Source organism: Sphingobium cloacae, assembly GCF_002355855.1.
GTDB lineage: Bacteria > Pseudomonadota > Alphaproteobacteria > Sphingomonadales > Sphingomonadaceae > Sphingobium > Sphingobium cloacae.
In genome coordinates this window covers 1,844,102-1,861,290 of sequence record NZ_AP017655.1, presented here as the reverse complement: position 1 = coordinate 1,861,290, position 17,189 = coordinate 1,844,102, and the positions used below count along the sequence as shown (strand labels likewise).

Genomic DNA, 17,189 nt, shown 5'->3' with positions numbered 1-17,189 from the left:
GGGAAATTGGGCATGATCCGCGCCGCGCTCGCGCAGGCGGAGACGCTGTTCGATCATTTGCAGGTGCAGAACCGGCAGCCGCGCCATGTGGGCCGACTGGTGAGTCATGATGCCGGGATGCTGGAGGTGACGGGTTTCCGCCGCCCCATCGGCGCGGGCGCGCGGGTGATCGCGGCGGACGGCACGGTGTGCCGGGCGGAGGTCGTGGGCTTTCGCGGCGAACGCACGCTGCTGGTGCCGCTCGACAATGACGCGCCGCTGGAAAATGGCGCGCGGGTGGAGCCGGACAGCCAGGCGAATAGGGTGCAGGTCGGCGAAGGGCTGATCGGGCGGGTGATCGACGCCATGGGCCAGCCGCTCGACCGCAAGGGGCCGATCATCGCCGGGGGAAGCTGGCCGCTGAACGGCGTCAAAGGGAATGTGCTGGATCGCGGGCGCGTGACCGAGCCGTTCGACCTGGGGGTGCGCGCGGTGAACGCGCTGCTGACCGCCGGGCGGGGGCAGCGGATCGCGATCATCGCCGGGTCGGGCGTGGGCAAATCGGTGCTGATGGGCCAGATGATCCAGGGCGCGGAAGCCGACATCGTCGTCGCGGGCCTGATCGGCGAGCGCGGGCGCGAGGTCAGCGACTTCCTGGAAACCAAATTGAAGGGCGCGATGCACAAGAGCGTCGTCGTCGCGGTCCCGGCCGACCATCCCCCGATCCTGCGCCTGCGCGCGGCGGCGCGGGCGACGGCCATCGCCGAATATTTCCGGGCGCGGGGCAAGAAGGTGCTGCTGCTGCTCGACAGCCTGACGCGCTGCGCCCATGCGCAGCGGGAGATTGGCCTTGCGCTGGGCGAGCCGCCCGCGATGAAGGGCTATCCGCCCTCCGCGCTGGCGTTGATCCCGCGTCTGGTGGAGCGGGCGGGTGTCGATGCGCGGTCCGGCGGGTCGATCACGGCGCTCTATACGGTGCTGGCCGATGGCGACGATACCGACGATCCGATCGTGGACGCGGCGCGGGCCATCGTGGACGGCCATTATGTGCTGTCGCGCCATCTGTCGGAACAGGCGATCTTTCCGGCCATCGACATCGGCAAGTCGCTCTCGCGCGTGATGGCGGACGTGGTGCCGGACGATCATCGCATGGCGGCGGCGGCCTATCGGCGGCTCTGGGCGGCCTATGAGGAGAATCGCGACCTGATCCTGATGGGCGCATACCGTCCCGGCAACGATCCGGTCATCGACGAGGCGGTGGAGCGGCGGCAGGAGATACTCGACTTCATCCGGCAAGACCAGAAAAGCCGGGTCGACCTTTCGACCAGTGCTGAGGCGCTGATGGCGGAGTTCGGGGCGTGAAGGGCCTTGTCGCCCGCCGCAACCGCGTGCTGCGCGTGCGCCATGTGCAACATGCCATGGCGGCCGCCGAAACAGCAAGGGCGCGGGACGAGGCGGAGGGGATCGCCCTTAACGCCGAGCGCCTGCGGCGGGTGCGGAGCGACCTGTTCCATACGGAAGGGGCCGCGAACGGCGCGTCCTTTGCCGCGATGCAGGAACTGGCCGGGCGGCTGGAACAGGCGGGACGGCAGCTCGACGGCGCGCTCTACGATGCGCGGCGCAAGGTGGAGGCGAAGGAAAATCTCAGCCTCGCGGCGAACCGCGATAAGGAAATCGCAACCAGATTGAAGGACCGTGCGAAAGCGGACCTGGAAGAGTGGCGCGAAAGCCGGTTGGTGGCGCTGCCCCGCTATCGCCGGATGCAGCGCAGGGGAGATGCGTGACATGAACATGCTGACCAGTCTCAAGACGCTGCTGTTTTCCTCCGCGGCGATGAAGATGCCGGGGACGGGCGATGGCGCGGGCGCGGCTCCGGCGACGGGGGACGTGGATTTCGCGGCGCTGCTGAGCGGATCGATGCAGGAAGGGGGCGGGGCTGTCGCCGGCGTTCCGGCTCCGGTGATGGATGCGGTGGCGGTCGGGGGTGAAGCCGATATGCAGCCGCTCCCGATCTCTCCCGCGGAGGCGGAGGGGACGGCGCAGGGCGTGCAAGGCAAGCCCAAGGCCCGCACGGAACAAGCGCCGGAGCGGATCGCACCGACGCAAGCTGTGGCGGAAGCGGTTGCCGCGCCCGGCGAAGGCGAGGCTTCGGCCGGCGATGACGAGGTGGAGAAGGTGGCGGGAGACGCTTCGGACGCGCCGCCGCCGTTGACGCCCGCGCCTTTGGCCGCTCCGCCTGTCGTGGCGGTGACGGTGGCGGCTTCCCCGTACCAGGAACCGGCGGCTTCGGAGGCGGACGCGATGGCCGAGGTGACGGTGCGAGCCGCGCCGCCCGAAAGGATTTCCGCTTGGCCGGCCGCGCAGACCGGGCCTGTCGCAGGGGAGCCATCGGCGCAGGCGCAGACCGCGCCGGTTGCGTCGGTTCCGCCGTCTGCCGCTGAAAATGCGGAAAAGGGAGCGGTGGGGGGGCCGCAAAGCCAGGCGAATGTTGCCGCCTTGCCCATGGCGGAGACGGTGAAGGATAGCGGGAAGGGACCGAACAAGCCGTCGGTTATCCTAATGGAGGGTGGCGCTGTGCCGGTTGCTCCATCGGACGATGCCTCGCCGCTCGCCGCGACACTGGCGCGGTCGGAGGCGCTTTCGCTGCTCCAGATGGTGCGCGAGCAATTTTCGCGGGTTCCGGTCGAAGGCGCTCGCGCCGAAGCCGTCGCCATGCCGCAGCCTAAGAGCGCGCGGGAGGGGAAGCCGGTGACGGTCGACCCGGCCACCGCCGTCGCCGCCATAGCCCAGCCCGATGGTGCCTGGACCGCCGCGCCTTTGCCGCCATTGACGGCGGCTGGCGCGCCGGTCCTTCCGGTGGTGGCTCCGCCCTCCGCCGATCTGGGCGCCAGTCTGGGCGCACAGGTGGTGGATATGGGCGTGTCGGGCCAGTGGATCGACGGGCTGGCGCGCGACATTGCCGGGCTGGCGCAGAATGGCGCGCGGGGACGGTTCCAGATCAACGCGAGCCAGTTGGGGCCGGTGCAGGTCGATATTCGGCAGGGCGCGGACGGCGCGGCGGTCAGCCTGACCGTGGCCCATGAAGCGGCGGAGCTTGCGTTGAAGCAGGACAGCGACCGCCTGCGGCTGGACGCGGGGCTGGCGGCCGTGCGGATTTCGGATGTCCGCATCGAACGCGCGCCGCATGTCGCCGAGGCGGCTCGCCCGGACAGCGCGGGACAGCAGCCGTCGGGGCAGCAATCCTCTTCGCAGGGGGCTGCTTCGGGCTGGCAGGGCATGGCCCAGTCCGAGCGGCAAGGGCATGGGCAGGGGCGGGAAAATTCCGCTTCCGGGCTTAAAGGCAGCGCCGACCGGGCCGTTATTAACCAAAAGGACGCAGGCGAGGGCGCGGGCGACATCCGCCGCGCGCGCTATGCGTGATCGACCGTTTCCAGGGGACATGAACGATGAGTGACGAGGCGAAGCCCAAAAAGAAGAAGGGCGGGAGCATGAAGATGATCCTCCTGCTCGTCATCGCCGTGCTGGTCGGGGGCGCGGGCGCCGCCGGCGGGCTGTATGCGGCCGGCTTCTTCTCCCACAAGGAACAGGGCCCCAAGGAAGATCCGAACAAGCCCGTGCTGGTGCTGGCGGGCGAAAATGCCGAGGACATCGCCAAGGCGCACGGCATGGGCGGCGAAGGCCATGCAGCGGGCGGCGCGGCGGGCGAAGGCCATGCGCCGGGCAAGGGCATCGACCTGCCCACGCCCGCCAATCCGGCGGCCTATCAGGCGACCTATTTCCAGCTCCAGACGCCCTTCACGTCCAACATGTCGGACAGCGACGCCTTCGCGCAGATCGCCATCGCCGTGTCGACCTATTACGACATGCGCGTGATCGAGGCGATCAAGACGCATGAGATGGCGATTCGCAGCCAGATACTGATGCTGCTGGCGCAGCAGCCCGAAGCCATGCTGGCGACGCCGGAGGGCAAGCAGCAGCTTCAGGGCAAGATCAGGGCCGTCATCAACGATGTTTTGAAGCAAAAGACGGGTTATGGCGGCGTCGATAACGTTTATTTTACCAATTTCGTTATTCAATAGGGCTGCCTGAACGTCGGGAAGTCCCCTGACGCCACGGGCTGGGGACTTTCATGGAAGACGTTCAATCCTATGCATTCGGGCGCGGGGAATCGCAGGCTCCGGTCATGCTGTCCGGGCTGGACCGGCTGGGCGAGAAGCTCGGCCGGCGCATCCGCGCGCTGATCGAGCCGATTTCCGGCGTCCGCCCGCATGTGACCGCCGAGGCGACGCGCGTGCTGGAGTTCGGCGCATGGTCCGCCGACCTGCCGCCTTTTTGCAGCATGTCCTTCTATCGGCTGGCGCCGCTGAAGGGGCAGATGCTGCTGCGGATGGACGCGGCGATGATTTCGGTGCTGGTCGACTGCTTCTATGGCGGGGTCGGCAACCGGCCCATTCCGCCCAAGGGGGAATTCACGCCCACCGAGGACCGGCTGATCGCGCGGATCGCCGAGGCGCTGGTGACGCGGCTGGTGGAATGCTGGGGCGACGTGATCGCGCTGGACGCCGGTCTGGTCGCGCGCGAAACCGGGCTTGGCTTTGCCGCCGCCGCGCAGCCGGGCGACCAGATGGTGCTGCAACGCTTCACGCTCAGCCTCAGCCGCGACCGGCACTGGCCGATCGACCTGCTGTTCCCGCTGTCCGCCCTGCGCGGGGTGGAGGCGCTGATGGGCGCGCGCGTGCCCGCCGACGAAGAGCATGTCGATCCCGTCTGGCAGGCGCGCATCGCCCGCCGGATGCAGGACATCCGCCTGCCCGCCCGCACCGTGCTGGCGCGGCCCAATCTCTCGCTCGCCGACCTCATGCAGTTGAAGGCGGGCGACGTCATTCCCGTGACCATCGGGCGCAGCCTGCCGCTGATCGTCGGCGACCGCATCGTGGCGCACGGGACCATAGGTGAACAGGATGGCCGCGCGGCCTTCCAGATCGAAAAACTGGCACAAGGATCGGATCAATGAGCGACATGATGGAAGCCCCGCGCATGGAGCGGCAAGAGGATGCGGCGGTCGGCATGGCCGCCAATCGCCAGTTCCGGCTGCTGGCGGACATTCCCGTCCGCATGTCGGTGGAGGTGGGATCGACCTCGCTGCGTCTGGCCGAGGTCATGGACCTGGCCGAAGGCGCCATCGTGGAGCTGGACCGGCAGGCCGACGACCTGCTCGACATCATGGTGAACGGCGCGCTGATCGCCAAGGGAGAGGTCGTGACGGTGAATGGCCGCTATGGCATCCGCATCGTCGACATCGCCGCCACCGAAACCCGCCTGGCGGGCGTCGAGCGGCGCGGCTGATCGCGCTCGCAAGCATTTTCGCTTGCGTTGCGGGCCGTTCTTTCGGATCGCATGACGCATTAACCATAGTCGCGGGGCCGCTTCATGTTCTGGTACTTCGTCAAACTGCTGATCCTGCTGCCGCTGGTCGGCGGCATGGCCTTCGGCGCGCTGTGGCTGTGGCGCAAATATCAGCCCGGCATGATGGCGGGACAGGACGGGCGCACGCTCAAGCTGCTGGAGGCGTTGCCGATGGGGACGTTCGGCAAGCTCGCCGTGGTGGAGTTCGAGGGGAAGAAGATCCTGCTCTCCGTCACCCGCGGCCGGATCGAGAAGATCGCGGAAGGCGATCCTTTCCGTGCGCGCTAAGACCCTCCTGGTCGGACTGGCGCTGCTGCTGGGCGGGCTGATGCTCGCCCATCCGGCGTTGGCGCAGGTCGCGCCCACTGCTGCTCCGGTCGACAATGGCGGCGCGCTTTCCCGCGCCATGGGGCAGATTTCGGGCGATGGCCGTCCGTTGTCGCTGAGCCTGCAAATCCTGGTCCTGATGAGCCTGCTGACGGTGTTGCCGTCGCTGGTGCTGATGATGACCAGCTTCACGCGCATCATCATCGTGCTGTCGTTGCTGCGGCAGGCGCTGGGCTTGCAGCAGACGCCGCCCAACCAGGTGCTGGTGGGGCTGGCGCTGTTCCTGTCGCTGTTCGTGATGCGGCCCTTCATCGACCAGATCAACACGCAGGCCTTCGATCCCTATGGCAAGGGGCAGATTCCCATCGAGGAAGCGGTGGGGCGTTCGGGCAAGGTGCTGCACGGCTTCATGGTGAAGCAGACGCGGGAGACGGACCTCAAGCTCTTCGCCAACATGGCCGAGGCGCCCGCTTTCCGGTCGTCCGCCGACATCCCCTTCTCGATCCTCCTGCCCGCCTTCGTGACGAGCGAACTCAAGACGGCGTTCCAGATCGGGTTCATGATCTTCCTGCCGTTCCTCATCATCGACCTTGTCGTGGCGTCGACGCTGATGGCGCTGGGCATGATGATGCTGTCGCCCACGATCATCTCCATGCCGTTCAAGCTGCTGCTGTTCGTGCTGGTGGACGGATGGGCGCTGACCATGGGTTCTCTGGCAGGGTCGTTCGCGACTTAGGGGCGGGCCGATGGAAAACGCCGATTTCTTTCTGGGACTGGCGCAGCAGGCGCTGTGGATCACGGCGCTGGCGGCAGCGCCGATCCTGATTCCGGCGCTGATCGCGGGCGTGCTGATCGGCATGGTGCAGGCCGCGACCTCCATCAACGAACAGACGCTCAGCTTCATTCCCAAGATCATCGTCGTGTGCGCGATGCTGGCCCTGTTCGGCGGGTCGATCATGGTGCTGGTGGCGGACTTCACGCGCGAGATATTCGACCGGATACCGGACCTCCTCCAATGATCGCGCCCGGCTTCGCCAATGTGGAGACGCAGCTGTGGATCTGGCTGATCGCGATGATCCGGCCGGGGGCGGCGTTCATCGCCGCGCCGGTGTTCGGATCGCAGGCGGTGCCGATCCAGTTGCGGCTGATCCTGTCGCTGGCGCTGGGGATGGCCGCGCTCAACGCCGTGCCGATCCACTTGCCGCAGGACGGTATCGCCAGTTTCGAGGGCGTGATGCTGGTGGCGGGCGAGGTGCTGGCGGGCCTTGCCATGGGGTTCGCGGTGCAGATCGGCTATGCCGCCGCCCTGGTGGCGGGGGAAGCCATCGCCAACTCCATGGGGCTGGGCTTTGCCGCCATGGTCGATCCGCAATCGGGCCAGTCGACGCAGGTGGTGGGGCAATTCCTTTCGATCCTCGCGACCTTCCTGCTGCTGGCGATGGACGGGCATCTGATGCTGGTGAGCTTCGTGGTGCAAAGCTATCAGGCGATGCCGCCGGGCGGCGCGATGCTGAGCAACGATGCGGTGTGGCATATCGTCGAGTTCGGCGGGGCGCTGCTGGGCGCGGGCGTCACCATCGCGCTGCCGGTGGGCTTCGCGCTGGTGCTGGTGCAGATCGTGATGGGGATGCTGGCGCGGACCGCGCCGTCGCTCAACCTGTTCGCCGTGGGGATGCCGGTCGCGCTGATGGCGGGGCTGGTGCTGCTGGCCGTCGCCGCGCCGGTGATGGGCGAGGGGATCGCCGCCGCGCTCAAGGCCGGGCTGGAGCAGGCCCGGTCGATTTCGGAAGGACGCTGAGCCATGGCGGAGGGGAATGGCGGCGAAAAGACCGAAAAGCCGACACCAAAGAAATTGCAGGATGCCGCCAAGAAGGGCGACATCCTCCAGTCGCGCGAACTGGCGACGGCGCTGGTGGTCATGGCGGGGATCGCGTGGCTGGCGATCACCGGGCCGTCGATCGTCGAGGCGCTGTCGCACATGATGATCGAGGCGCTGCGGTTCCGGCGGGAGGACATCGTGGACTTCGCGCCCGCCGACCGGGGCATGGCGCTGCTGTCGGGGATCGCGCTGCCGGTGGGCGGCATCTTGCTGGCGACGCTGATCGCCGCCATCGCCGCGCCTGCCTTGCTGGGGTCGCTGGGGTTCAGGCCGGGGGCCTTCGCGCCCAAGGCGTCGAAGCTCAATCCGGCTTCGGGCCTCAAGCGCATGTTCGGCGTCAACGGCCTCATCGAACTGGTGAAGTCGATGGCGAAGGTCGCCCTGCTCGGTGCCATCGGGGTGTGGGTGATCTGGGACCGGCTGACCGCCATCGTGGGGCTGGGCAAGGCGGGGGTCGCCCCGGCCATGGCGAGCCTCGGCGACATGTTCATCATGACCTGCCTCATCATGGCGGGCGGGCTGTTCCTGATCGCCGGGATCGACGTGCCCGCGCAGATTTTCCAGCGCGGCAAGCGGCTCGCCATGTCGAAGCAGGACATCAAGGACGAGAACAAGGAAAGCGAAGGATCGCCCGAACTCAAGGGGCATATCCGTCGCAAGCAATATGAGGTGCTGAGCGGATCGACCCGCAAGGCGGTGGCCGAAGCCAGCGTCATCATCACCAACCCGACGCATTTCGCGGTCGCATTGCGCTACAAGCCGGGGCAGGACGCCGCGCCCATCGTCGTGGCGCGGGGCTGCGACGCCATCGCGGCGGCGATCCGCGACCTGGCCGACCAGAATGGCGTGCCGGTCATGCAATTCCCGGAACTGGCGCGCGCGATCTACTTCACCTCGCGGGCGGGGCAGGTCATCGATGAAGGGCTGTATATGGCGGTCGCGACCGTGCTGGCCTTCGTCTTCCGCGTGGAAAACCGCATGGCGAGCGAGATGGACCGGCCCTTCATCACCGTGCCCGAGGATCTGCGGTTCGATGCCGACGGCCGGAAGGTTTGAGCGGCCCCCCAAAAAAACGACATGGTGAATTAAAGTTTAGGCGAACTCGTCCGTATTCCCTTCATGGGGACGCATTAGAATGTGCGTTATGAACGACTATCTGTCGAAGACCGAGATATCCCCCGTGGACCGGCCCAAGGGCGTGCCGGCGGTTTCGGCTGCCCCGTCCGTGGCCGTGAGGCCGGACGACGGCAATGCGGCCGCTTCGCGCGGGCGGGCGCCCGTCCTGCCGCCGGCCGACGGGATGGCTGTCGACGAAGAGGTCGCCAGTGCCGCCGAATATGCGCGCATCCATGCGGAAATCGCCGACATCATGGCGCATGTGCGGGGCAATGCGCAGGTCACGGTCGACGAGGCCGCCTCGGAAATCCAGTCGATGCTGCCGACGCCGATCGTCATCGTGCCGCTGCCGCCCGCCAGCAAGGAAGCGGTGGAAAGCACGGTGTCGCTGGCGCGGCGCATGGCGGAGCAGTCGCTCTATGCCCATGCGGCGCAGGCGCATATGAAGCGCGGGACGGTGGACCAGATCCTGTCCACGGCGGTCTGACGGAAGCCCCTTCATCCGCCTGTCCGGCGATGGGCGGCGGTGTTGAAAATCTTTCCTAAAGGTCTTGGCGCTAGGGCCGTTCTTGCAATGGAAAGGACGGGCATATGACTTCGGTGAGCAGCAGCATTTCGACAGCCCTGGGCGTCGGGTCCGGCATCGATACGACCGCGCTGGTCAACAGCCTGGTCAGCGCCGCGCGCGATCCCAAGCAGAAGGTCATCACCGACCGCCAGAGCCTGAACAGCGCGCGCATATCCGCGCTGGGGTCGGCCTCCAAATCGCTCGATGCCTTTGCTGATGCGCTGAACAGCCTGCTTGCGGGCACCGGCTATTCCGGCGTGCCCGCGTCGAACGACGCCAGCATCGCCTCCGTCAGCGCCTTGCCGGGCGGCACGCCGCAGGGCCTGCCCGCCCAGCTTCAGGTGCAGCAGCTCGCCTCCGGGCGCACGCTGGCGACCGCCCCGGACCAGAATGTGTCGGCCACGACGCTGACAGGCGCGGGCACGCTCACCCTGACGGTGGGCGGCGCGTCGAAGGACATCGAGCTGACCGCGTCGAGCACCTATGCCGACCTGGTGAGCGCCATCAACGGCAGCGGCGCGGGCGTCACCGCCTCGCTCGTCACCGACACGCAGGGCACGCGGCTGGTGATGAAGGGCAAGACCGGCGAGGCGAACGATTTTTCGCTGAGCGCCGACAGCCCGGAACTGGAGAAATTCGCCTGGTCGAAGGCGGGCCCGAACAGCGGCTCCTCCTTCGCGTCGGTCTCCGCCGCGCAGGATGCGGTCATCCTGCTGGACGGGGTGGAGCAGCATTATGCCTCCAACACGATCGATACGGCCATTCCCTATCTGCGGATCGACCTCAACAAGGCGTCGCCGGGCACCTCCGTCACGCTGGCCACGACCGAGCCGACCACATCGATGCGCGACCTGATGGTCGAGTTCGTGGATGCCTATAACACGCTGATGAAGGCGCTGAATATAGCGACGGCGAAAGGAGCGGACTCCTCCAGCGCGGGCGTGCTGAACGGCGAATCGTCGATCCGCGACATGAAGCGTCAGCTTTCGCAGATGACATCGGCGGCGCTGTCGACCACCGGCAGCTACAAGACGCTGGCCGACCTGGGCGTCACGACCAATCGCGACGGCACGCTGGCGCTGGACACGAAGATATTGGACAAGGCGATGGCGGCCGATCCTTCGGCGATCACGCAATTGCTCAATCCGACGGTCAAGTCCGCGAGCAATCCGGGCCTCGCCGGGCTGATGGACAGCGTGCGCGACAATATCCAGAAGAAGGATGGTCCGCTCGCCAGCGCGCAGAGCAAATATGAGACGCTGGCGAAGAGCCTGTCGGCACAGCTGGAGAAGCTGAGCGACCAGATGACCGACTATCAGGCGCAGCTCACGAAAATCTACACGGCCATGGAAACGCGGCTGACGGCGATCAAGGCGACGCAGAGCTATCTGAAGCAGCAGATCGACGCATGGAACAACAGCGACAATTAAGCAGGGACGCAAGGGGCGATGTTCTACAATCAGGGATATGCGGGCAATGTGGCGGCGCGGCGCTATGCGGCGGTCCATTCGGGCGCGCGGACGGAAGGCGCGAGCCCTCATGCGCTGGTGAAGATCCTGTTCGACGAACTGCTGATCGCGCTGGACGCCACCGTGCTGGCCGAGCGGCAGGACGACCGGCTGAAGGTGTCGGACAAGCAGGCACGGGCGATGTCGATCCTCTTCGCGCTGGAATCGAGCCTCGATTTCGATACGGGCGGGGACATCGCGGTCGGCCTTGCGCAGATCTATCGCGAGGCGCGCCGCCTGCTGCTGGTGGGCGCGAAGGAGCGCGACGTCGCGGCCGTCGAGCAGGCCCGCGCCATGATCGGCGAGATCGCGGAGGCGTGGGACCGGATCGGCTGAGCCATCCATCCCGTCCGCCTGTGCGGGGTTGCGCCCTCAAGGGTGCCCTTGTATAGGCGGCTCTCGCAAAGGGCGGCCCGGCGGGGGCCGCCTTTTTGCGTTCTGCGAAATGTCCATCGGACGCATCATCCTTGACCCAGGAAAGGGAAGCATCATGTCGATTACGCCGCTCATGCCCGTCTACCCCCGGTGCGATGTCCGTCCGGTGCGAGGCGAAGGCTGCTACCTGATCGGCGAGCGCGGCGAGCGCTATCTGGACTTTGCGAGCGGCATCGCGGTGAACCTGCTGGGTCATGGCCATCCGAAGCTGGTGAAGGCGATCGCGGATCAGGCGGCGACGCTGATGCACACGTCGAACCTTTACGGGATGCCGCTGGGCGAGAAGTTCGCGCAGCGGCTGGTCGACGCGACCTTCGCCGACACGATGTTCTTCACCAATTCGGGCGCGGAAGCCGTCGAGTGCGCGATCAAGACCGCGCGCCGCTATCACTATGTCAATGGCGAGGGCCATCGGCACAAGATCATCAGCTTCGACAACGCCTTCCACGGGCGGACGCTGGGCACCATCTCGGCGACCAGCCAGCCCAAGATGCGCGACGGTTTCGAACCCCTGCTGCCCGGTTTCACGGTGGTGCCGTTCAACGACCTGGAGGCCGCGACGGCCGCCGTGGACGACGACACCGCCGGTTTCCTGCTGGAGCCGGTGCAGGGCGAAGGCGGGGTCATGCCCGCGACGCAGGCATTCCTGACGGGTTTGCGGAAACTGTGCGACGAGAAGGGCCTGCTGCTGATCCTAGACGAAGTGCAGTGCGGCTATGCGCGGACCGGCACTTTCTTTGCCCATGAGCAATATGGCGTCGCGCCCGACATCATGGCGGTGGCCAAGGGCATCGGCGCGGGCTTTCCGCTGGGCGCCTGCCTTGCGACCGAGGAAGCGGCCAAGGGCATGGTGTTCGGCACGCATGGGTCGACCTATGGCGGCAATCCGCTGGCCATGGCGGCGGGGATGGCGGTGCTGGACGAAGTGCTGGCCGACGGTTTCCTCGACCATGTGAAGGCGATGGGCGCGCGTTTGCGGTCCGCGCTGGAGCAGCTGATCCCCAATCATGACGGCATGTTCGAGGATGTGCGCGGCATGGGGCTGATGCTGGGCGTCAGGATGAAGGACAGCTACGACGCGCGCGCCTTTGTCGGGCATCTGCGCGACAATCATGGCCTGCTGTCGGTATCGGCGGGGCAGAATGTCGTCCGCATCCTGCCGCCCCTCGTCATCGGGGAAAGCCATATCGCCGAATGCATCGAGAAGATTTCCGCCGGCGCGCGGAGCTTTGCGGAGACGGCTTCGGCCTGACGCCAATCATCCCCGTCCGTTCGTTTCGAATTATCGAGGGATGCCGTGCAAGGCTTCTCGACTGGGCTCGAAGCGAACGGGGGTTGGAATGGGGTTTTGACATGACCAGACATTTTCTGAACCTGACCGATGCGGGCGGCGACGCCATCGCCGCGATGATCGCCGACGCCATCGACCGGAAGGCGGCGCGCAAGGGGTGGCCCAAGGGCGCGGCGGACGCCGACGCGCCGCTTGCCGGACGCACGCTGGCGATGATCTTCGAGAAGAATTCGACCCGCACCCGGGTCTCCTTCGACATGGCGATCCGGCAACTGGGCGGCCATTCGCTGATCCTGGAAGGCGCGACCAGCCAGTTGGGGCGGGGCGAGACGGTGGCGGACACGGCCCGCGTCCTCAGCCGCATGTGCGACGCGATCATGATCCGCACCGACGACCATGCCAAGATCGAGGAAATGGCGCATCATGCTTCGGTCCCGGTCATCAACGGCCTGACCGACCTGTCGCATCCCTGCCAGATCGTCGCGGACCTGCTGACCGTGGTGGAACATGGGCTGGCGCTGCCGGGCAGCCAGTGGGCGTGGCTGGGCGACGGCAATAATGTGCTGCATTCCATCGTCGAGGCGGCGGGGCTGTTGAAGTTCGACGTCCGCATCGGCGTGCCGCAGGGCTATGATCCCGATCCTTCCTTCGCCGCGACGGCGCGGGAGAGGGGCGCGGACATCACCCTGACGCGGGACGCGCAGGCGGCGGTCGCGGGGGCGGATGTCGTCGTCACCGACACGTGGATTTCCATGGGGCAGGACCATGCCGACGAGAAGCTCAAGGCCATGATGCCCTATCAGGTGACGGCGGCGCTGATGGCCGGGGCCAAGGCGGACGCCCGGTTCCTGCACTGCCTGCCCGCCCATCGTGGCGAGGAGGTGGTGGCCGAAGTCATCGACGGCCCGCAGTCGCTGATCTGGGATGAGGCGGAGAACCGCATCCATGCCCAGAAGTCGGTGCTGCTCTGGGCGTTCGGCCTGCTCGGTTGAGTTTTGCGGCGGCGTCCCTATCTGGACGGGACGAAATCCTGTCCCGCAGGGACGCCGCCATATTCTTCCCGCCGATGGAAGGCCGGGATCATCGGAGCCTGATTTGACCTTTTCCGCCCATGTCGACCAAGCCCTTGGCTTCACCATCCCCTCGCGCCATGTGCGCGGGCGGGTCGTGCGGCTGGGGCCGGTGCTGGACGATGTCCTCGCCGCCCATGCCTATCCGCCGCCGGTCGAGCGGCTGCTGGCGTCCGCGCTGGTGCTGGCGGCGCTGCTGGGCAGCACGCTCAAGGACGCGGGCGGGCAGTTGACGCTCCAGGCCCAGACGGAGAACGGCGTCGTCAGCCTGCTGGTCGCCGACTACAAGGCGGGCGAATTGCGCGGCTATGCCAAGTTCGATGCGGAGCGGTTGGCCGAACTGGGGAGCGATCCCACGCTGTTCGGGCTGTTCGGCAAGGGGTATCTGGCCATCACCTTCGATCAGGCGGTCACGGGCGAGCGTTATCAGGGGATCGTGCCGCTGGACGGCGATTCGCTGGCGCAGGCGGCGGAGCATTATTTCTTCCAGTCCGAACAGATTCCCAGCGTCATGCAGATCGCGACCCGGCATGAAGCCGGTCAGGGATGCTTCGCGGCGGGCATGCTGCTCCAGCATCTGCCCGAAGGCGAAGTTGGGCGCGAGCGACTGCATGTCCGGCACGACCACCCGGAATGGGAGCATGTGCAGGCGCTGGCCGTCACGCTCAAGGATGCAGAACTGACCGACGACGCGCTGCCGCTGACCGACCTCATCTGGCGGCTTTTCCATGAGGAGCAGGAGGTCCGGGTGACGGAGCCGTCGCTGCTGACCAAGGGGTGCCGCTGCGATCTGGATCATATCCGCGACGTGATCGGGCGCTTTTCCGAAGCGGAGCGCGCGGAAATGGCGGACGAGCAGGGGGTGATCGGTGTCGATTGCGCTTTCTGCTCGCGGCTCTTCCCGCTCGCGCTCGACAGTTTCGTGCGGCATTGATGTCCCACAATAGGGCAGGGCCATCGTGGCGGGGCTATCAAATTGCCGCAATTGGACGCTATTTCGATATCGGGGGCTGCGTATCGCGCGATCGGTTCGCGTCGAAGCGCGACAAGGGCATTGAGGACCTATGGTGACGATGGGATTGCGCGTGCTGGCCGCCGGGATGGCGCTGACGATGGCGACGGGGCCGCTTGCGGCGGGCCCGCCGCGGCTGTCGGCGCTCGATACGGTGCAGCCGGGCGAATGGGAATTGCGCTCCCTGGACAGGGAGGATGCCGGCCAGCGCCGGATGTGCGTGCGCGACCCGCGCCAGCTTCTCCAGACGGAACATCCGCGCAGCCAGTGCCGGTTGTTCGTCGTGAAGGATGAGCCCACTGCTGCTTCGGTCACCTATGACTGCGCGCAGGCGGGCGGAGGACGCACCGACGTGCGCGTGGAAACGCCCCGGCTGGTGCAGGTCCGATCGCAGGGCGTGGCGAACGGCGCGCCCTTTTCGCGCACTTTGGAAGCACGGCGCGTCGGTGCGTGCCGCTAGGCTTGCGCGCGGGGTGATGGAGCGGTAGCGCGTCAGCCATGGCCGCAAATAAAGGAAAATTCGCTGTCGTCCTGCTTTCGGGCGGACTGGATTCCATGGTCGCCGGCGGGCTCGCCCGCGAGGCGGGCTATCATGTGCTGGCGCTGACGATCGACTATAACCAGCGGCATCGCGTGGAATTGCAGGCAGCCGCGCGCATCGCCAGGGCGCTGAACGCGATGTCGCACATCGTCCTGCCGCTGGACCTGACCGCTTTCGGCGGATCGGCGCTGACGGCGGACATCGCCGTGCCCAAGGGGGGCGTGGGCGCGGATATCCCGGTGACCTATGTCCCGGCGCGCAACACGATCTTCCTGGCGCTGACGCTGGGGCTGGCGGAGGCTTCGGGGGCGAATGAGGTCTTCATCGGCGTGAACGCGCTGGACTATTCGGGCTATCCCGACTGCCGGCCGGAATTCATCGACGCCTTCCAGAAGATGGCGGCGCTCGCGACCAAGGCGGGGGTGGAAGGCCATCCCATCCGGATCAACACGCCGTTGCAGCATATGAGCAAGGCCGACATCGCGCGCGAGGCGGATCGGCTGGGGCTGGACGCGGGGATGAGCTGGTCCTGCTATGACCCGACGCCGGACGGCCGGCATTGCGGCCTGTGCGACAGTTGCCGGTTGCGCGCCAAGGGATTTGCGGAAGCGGGCCTGCCCGATCCCACGCGCTATGCGACGCGGCCCTGAAGGCGGGATGCGATGAGCTATGCGGTCAAGGAGATGTTCCTGACCCTTCAGGGGGAGGGGGTCCATGCCGGACGCCGCGCGGTGTTCCTGCGCTTTGCCGGATGCAATCTCTGGACGGGCCGCGAACAGGACCGCGCCGATGCCGTGTGCCGCTTTTGCGACACCGATTTCGTCGGCACCGATGGCGACGGCGGCGGCAAGTTCGCGGATGCCGAAGCGCTGGCCGATGCGGCGGAGGGTTTCTGGGGACCGGGGCCGGACCTGCGCTACATCGTGCTGACAGGCGGCGAGCCGATGTTGCAGATCGACGATGCGCTGGTCGATGCGTTGCATGGGCGCGGCTTCACCATCGCGATCGAAAGCAACGGGACGCTGCCGGCTCATCCGGGAATCGACTGGGTGTGCATCAGCCCCAAGGCGGGCAGCGAGGTCGTCCAGCGCGAAGGCCATGAACTGAAGCTGGTCTGGCCGCAGCCGGGCGGCGGACATTCGCGCGCGGAGGTCGAGGCGATGGAGCGATGGGCGTTCGATCACCTGCTGGTGCAGCCGCTCGACGATGCCGATGCGGCGCGGAATGTCGAGGCGGCGATCGCCTTCGTCATGGAGCGCCCGCGCTGGCGGTTGACGCTCCAGTCCCATAAATATCTGGGATTGCGGTAAACCCGATGGTCCGGTCCATGCTCCCGCCATCGGGAGCACGGCCGTGCGCGACCATCAACGCGGCGCGTTGGCGCGGGCTTCCCATTGCTGCTGGCAGGCGGGGGTCAGCTTGTCCTTCTTCCAGCATTTCTTGTCGAAGGAAGGCAGGGCCACCACATAGTCGTGGCCCGGAACGCCATAATATTGCTCGCCCGCCACGACGAGGGACTTCTTGATCGACGCCAGGCCGGTGCGGGCCACTTCATGCAGCTTGCCGCGATCCGCGAAGATCGCCTGACGCCCGATTTCGGCAGCCGCCTGGCAGAAGCCGCGCTGCGCCTGCACCGTCGAATAGCCGGAATAGATGCGCGTGCCATATTGATCGGCGGCGGACTGGCCTGCCTTGCCCTTGCCCACGGTGCGCTGGAAATAGCCCAGCACCGTCGCCATCGCCGCGTCGAGTTCCGCGTCATGATGGGCGATCATCGCATTATAATTGCTGATCGCGAGCAGGGTCGGTTCGAACTGGCATTGCAGGGCCGCGACGTTCAGCGCCGCGCGCAGGTTCCACACCATGCCCGCGCGGATTTCCGCCGCCGTGGCGCCCGGCAGGCCGAGCGCGGTCGCGGCCTGATCGTCCGTCAGCGGCGGCGCGCTCATGTCCGGGGGCGACCAGTAGAATTGCGCGGCGGCAGGCTGCGCCGAAAGCGATGCGGCGGCCAGGGCCAGGGCGGGAAGCAGGCGGCGGGCGGCAAAACGAAACGTCAT

General features: G+C 66.9%; 21 protein-coding genes. 20 read left to right on the top strand and 1 reads right to left on the bottom strand.

Translation table 11 applies throughout. The features are described 5' to 3' along the window. Positions 1–12 precede the first annotated feature (12 nt). The 20 genes from SCLO_RS09130 to queE all read left to right on the top strand — a co-directional run bounded on the left by SCLO_RS09130 (position 13) and on the right by queE (position 16,442). On the top strand, positions 13–1,341 hold the full coding sequence (locus SCLO_RS09130) for a FliI/YscN family ATPase (RefSeq protein WP_066514865.1): 1,329 nt from the start codon (positions 13–15) through the stop codon (positions 1,339–1,341). Then, positions 1,338–1,763 carry a hypothetical protein gene (locus SCLO_RS09125; protein ID WP_066514864.1) on the top strand — a complete coding sequence of 142 codons (426 nt, stop codon included), beginning with the start codon at positions 1,338–1,340 and terminating at the stop codon, positions 1,761–1,763. The genes SCLO_RS09130 and SCLO_RS09125 overlap by 4 nt, the downstream gene beginning before the upstream one ends. A 1-nt stretch (position 1,764) precedes the next feature. Then, positions 1,765–3,399 (top strand): flagellar hook-length control protein FliK, encoded by a 1,635-nt coding sequence (locus SCLO_RS09120; RefSeq protein WP_066514863.1) that lies wholly within the window; start codon positions 1,765–1,767, stop codon positions 3,397–3,399. A 26-nt stretch (positions 3,400–3,425) separates the two neighbouring features. Continuing rightward, positions 3,426–4,058 carry a flagellar basal body-associated FliL family protein gene (locus SCLO_RS09115; RefSeq protein ID WP_066514861.1) on the top strand — a complete coding sequence of 211 codons (633 nt, stop codon included), beginning with the start codon at positions 3,426–3,428 and terminating at the stop codon, positions 4,056–4,058. Between the two features lie 50 nt (positions 4,059–4,108). Continuing rightward, positions 4,109–4,993: a flagellar motor switch protein FliM gene (locus tag SCLO_RS09110; protein ID WP_066514860.1), complete on the top strand. Its 885-nt coding sequence runs from the start codon at positions 4,109–4,111 to the stop codon at positions 4,991–4,993. Further along, entirely contained in the window at positions 4,990–5,325 is a 336-nt protein-coding gene (fliN, locus tag SCLO_RS09105) for a flagellar motor switch protein FliN (RefSeq protein ID WP_066514855.1), read from the top strand. Before SCLO_RS09110 ends, fliN begins: the two co-directional genes overlap by 4 nt. Positions 5,326–5,409: 84 nt before the next feature. After that, complete coding sequence (locus SCLO_RS09100) at positions 5,410–5,673, top strand: FliO/MopB family protein (RefSeq protein WP_066514852.1); 264 nt, start codon at positions 5,410–5,412, stop codon at positions 5,671–5,673. Positions 5,674–5,713: 40 nt separating this feature from the next. After that, positions 5,714–6,448 (top strand): flagellar type III secretion system pore protein FliP, encoded by a 735-nt coding sequence (fliP, locus tag SCLO_RS09095; protein WP_174521942.1) that lies wholly within the window; start codon positions 5,714–5,716, stop codon positions 6,446–6,448. 10 nt (positions 6,449–6,458) lie between these two features. Next, positions 6,459–6,731, top strand: a complete 273-nt coding sequence (fliQ, locus tag SCLO_RS09090; RefSeq protein WP_066514847.1) for a flagellar biosynthesis protein FliQ — start codon at positions 6,459–6,461, stop codon at positions 6,729–6,731. Beyond that, positions 6,728–7,510, top strand: a complete 783-nt coding sequence (fliR, locus tag SCLO_RS09085) for a flagellar biosynthetic protein FliR (RefSeq protein WP_066514842.1) — start codon at positions 6,728–6,730, stop codon at positions 7,508–7,510. The genes fliQ and fliR overlap by 4 nt, the downstream gene beginning before the upstream one ends. A 3-nt stretch (positions 7,511–7,513) precedes the next feature. After that, entirely contained in the window at positions 7,514–8,647 is a 1,134-nt protein-coding gene (locus SCLO_RS09080; RefSeq protein ID WP_066514840.1) for an EscU/YscU/HrcU family type III secretion system export apparatus switch protein, read from the top strand. An 88-nt stretch (positions 8,648–8,735) separates the two neighbouring features. Continuing rightward, positions 8,736–9,194 carry a hypothetical protein gene (locus SCLO_RS09075; RefSeq protein ID WP_066514838.1) on the top strand — a complete coding sequence of 153 codons (459 nt, stop codon included), beginning with the start codon at positions 8,736–8,738 and terminating at the stop codon, positions 9,192–9,194. 104 nt (positions 9,195–9,298) lie between these two features. Further along, a complete protein-coding gene (gene fliD, locus SCLO_RS09070) occupies positions 9,299–10,705 on the top strand; it encodes a flagellar filament capping protein FliD (RefSeq protein ID WP_066514836.1) in 1,407 nt (468 codons plus the stop codon). 18 nt (positions 10,706–10,723) lie between these two features. Continuing rightward, positions 10,724–11,119, top strand: a complete 396-nt coding sequence (locus SCLO_RS09065; protein WP_066514832.1) for a flagellar export chaperone FliS — start codon at positions 10,724–10,726, stop codon at positions 11,117–11,119. Positions 11,120–11,273: 154 nt separating this feature from the next. Beyond that, positions 11,274–12,470, top strand: a complete 1,197-nt coding sequence (locus SCLO_RS09060) for an aspartate aminotransferase family protein (RefSeq protein ID WP_066514829.1) — start codon at positions 11,274–11,276, stop codon at positions 12,468–12,470. A 101-nt stretch (positions 12,471–12,571) separates the two neighbouring features. Beyond that, on the top strand, positions 12,572–13,501 hold the full coding sequence (argF, locus tag SCLO_RS09055; protein WP_066514826.1) for an ornithine carbamoyltransferase: 930 nt from the start codon (positions 12,572–12,574) through the stop codon (positions 13,499–13,501). A 103-nt stretch (positions 13,502–13,604) separates the two neighbouring features. Next, complete coding sequence (gene hslO, locus SCLO_RS09050; RefSeq protein ID WP_066514824.1) at positions 13,605–14,513, top strand: Hsp33 family molecular chaperone HslO; 909 nt, start codon at positions 13,605–13,607, stop codon at positions 14,511–14,513. Positions 14,514–14,643: 130 nt separating this feature from the next. Next, the gene (locus SCLO_RS09045) at positions 14,644–15,051 is read left to right on the top strand and encodes a DUF3617 domain-containing protein (protein ID WP_066514822.1); all 408 of its coding nucleotides are present in this window, start codon (positions 14,644–14,646) and stop codon (positions 15,049–15,051) included. A gap of 38 nt (positions 15,052–15,089) precedes the next feature. Further along, a complete protein-coding gene (gene queC, locus SCLO_RS09040; RefSeq protein ID WP_066514821.1) occupies positions 15,090–15,782 on the top strand; it encodes a 7-cyano-7-deazaguanine synthase QueC in 693 nt (230 codons plus the stop codon). Positions 15,783–15,794: 12 nt separating this feature from the next. After that, positions 15,795–16,442, top strand: a complete 648-nt coding sequence (gene queE / locus SCLO_RS09035; protein ID WP_066514820.1) for a 7-carboxy-7-deazaguanine synthase — start codon at positions 15,795–15,797, stop codon at positions 16,440–16,442. Between the two features lie 54 nt (positions 16,443–16,496). Here the strand turns inward: queE and SCLO_RS09030 are convergent, their stop codons facing one another. Further along, positions 16,497–17,189, bottom strand: coding sequence for a hypothetical protein (locus SCLO_RS09030; protein WP_066515150.1), 693 nt, complete (start codon positions 17,187–17,189; stop codon positions 16,497–16,499).

What these genes read in the sequence shown, in the direction of transcription:
- SCLO_RS09130 (WP_066514865.1), top strand. Translation starts at nt 13, where the DNA reads ATGATCCGCGCCGCGCTCGCGCAGGCGGAGACGCTGTTCGATCATTTG.
- SCLO_RS09120 (WP_066514863.1), top strand. Translation starts at nt 1,765, where the DNA reads ATGAACATGCTGACCAGTCTCAAGACGCTGCTGTTTTCCTCCGCGGCG.
- SCLO_RS09115 (WP_066514861.1), top strand. Translation starts at nt 3,426, where the DNA reads ATGAGTGACGAGGCGAAGCCCAAAAAGAAGAAGGGCGGGAGCATGAAG.
- SCLO_RS09110 (WP_066514860.1), top strand. Translation starts at nt 4,109, where the DNA reads ATGGAAGACGTTCAATCCTATGCATTCGGGCGCGGGGAATCGCAGGCT.
- fliN (WP_066514855.1), top strand. Translation starts at nt 4,990, where the DNA reads ATGAGCGACATGATGGAAGCCCCGCGCATGGAGCGGCAAGAGGATGCG.
- SCLO_RS09100 (WP_066514852.1), top strand. Translation starts at nt 5,410, where the DNA reads ATGTTCTGGTACTTCGTCAAACTGCTGATCCTGCTGCCGCTGGTCGGC.
- fliP (WP_174521942.1), top strand. Translation starts at nt 5,714, where the DNA reads ATGCTCGCCCATCCGGCGTTGGCGCAGGTCGCGCCCACTGCTGCTCCG.
- fliQ (WP_066514847.1), top strand. Translation starts at nt 6,459, where the DNA reads ATGGAAAACGCCGATTTCTTTCTGGGACTGGCGCAGCAGGCGCTGTGG.
- fliR (WP_066514842.1), top strand. Translation starts at nt 6,728, where the DNA reads ATGATCGCGCCCGGCTTCGCCAATGTGGAGACGCAGCTGTGGATCTGG.
- SCLO_RS09080 (WP_066514840.1), top strand. Translation starts at nt 7,514, where the DNA reads ATGGCGGAGGGGAATGGCGGCGAAAAGACCGAAAAGCCGACACCAAAG.
- SCLO_RS09075 (WP_066514838.1), top strand. Translation starts at nt 8,736, where the DNA reads ATGAACGACTATCTGTCGAAGACCGAGATATCCCCCGTGGACCGGCCC.
- fliD (WP_066514836.1), top strand. Translation starts at nt 9,299, where the DNA reads ATGACTTCGGTGAGCAGCAGCATTTCGACAGCCCTGGGCGTCGGGTCC.
- SCLO_RS09065 (WP_066514832.1), top strand. Translation starts at nt 10,724, where the DNA reads ATGTTCTACAATCAGGGATATGCGGGCAATGTGGCGGCGCGGCGCTAT.
- SCLO_RS09060 (WP_066514829.1), top strand. Translation starts at nt 11,274, where the DNA reads ATGTCGATTACGCCGCTCATGCCCGTCTACCCCCGGTGCGATGTCCGT.
- argF (WP_066514826.1), top strand. Translation starts at nt 12,572, where the DNA reads ATGACCAGACATTTTCTGAACCTGACCGATGCGGGCGGCGACGCCATC.
- SCLO_RS09045 (WP_066514822.1), top strand. Translation starts at nt 14,644, where the DNA reads ATGGTGACGATGGGATTGCGCGTGCTGGCCGCCGGGATGGCGCTGACG.
- queC (WP_066514821.1), top strand. Translation starts at nt 15,090, where the DNA reads ATGGCCGCAAATAAAGGAAAATTCGCTGTCGTCCTGCTTTCGGGCGGA.
- queE (WP_066514820.1), top strand. Translation starts at nt 15,795, where the DNA reads ATGAGCTATGCGGTCAAGGAGATGTTCCTGACCCTTCAGGGGGAGGGG.
- SCLO_RS09030 (WP_066515150.1), bottom strand. Translation starts at nt 17,189, where the DNA reads ATGACGTTTCGTTTTGCCGCCCGCCGCCTGCTTCCCGCCCTGGCCCTG.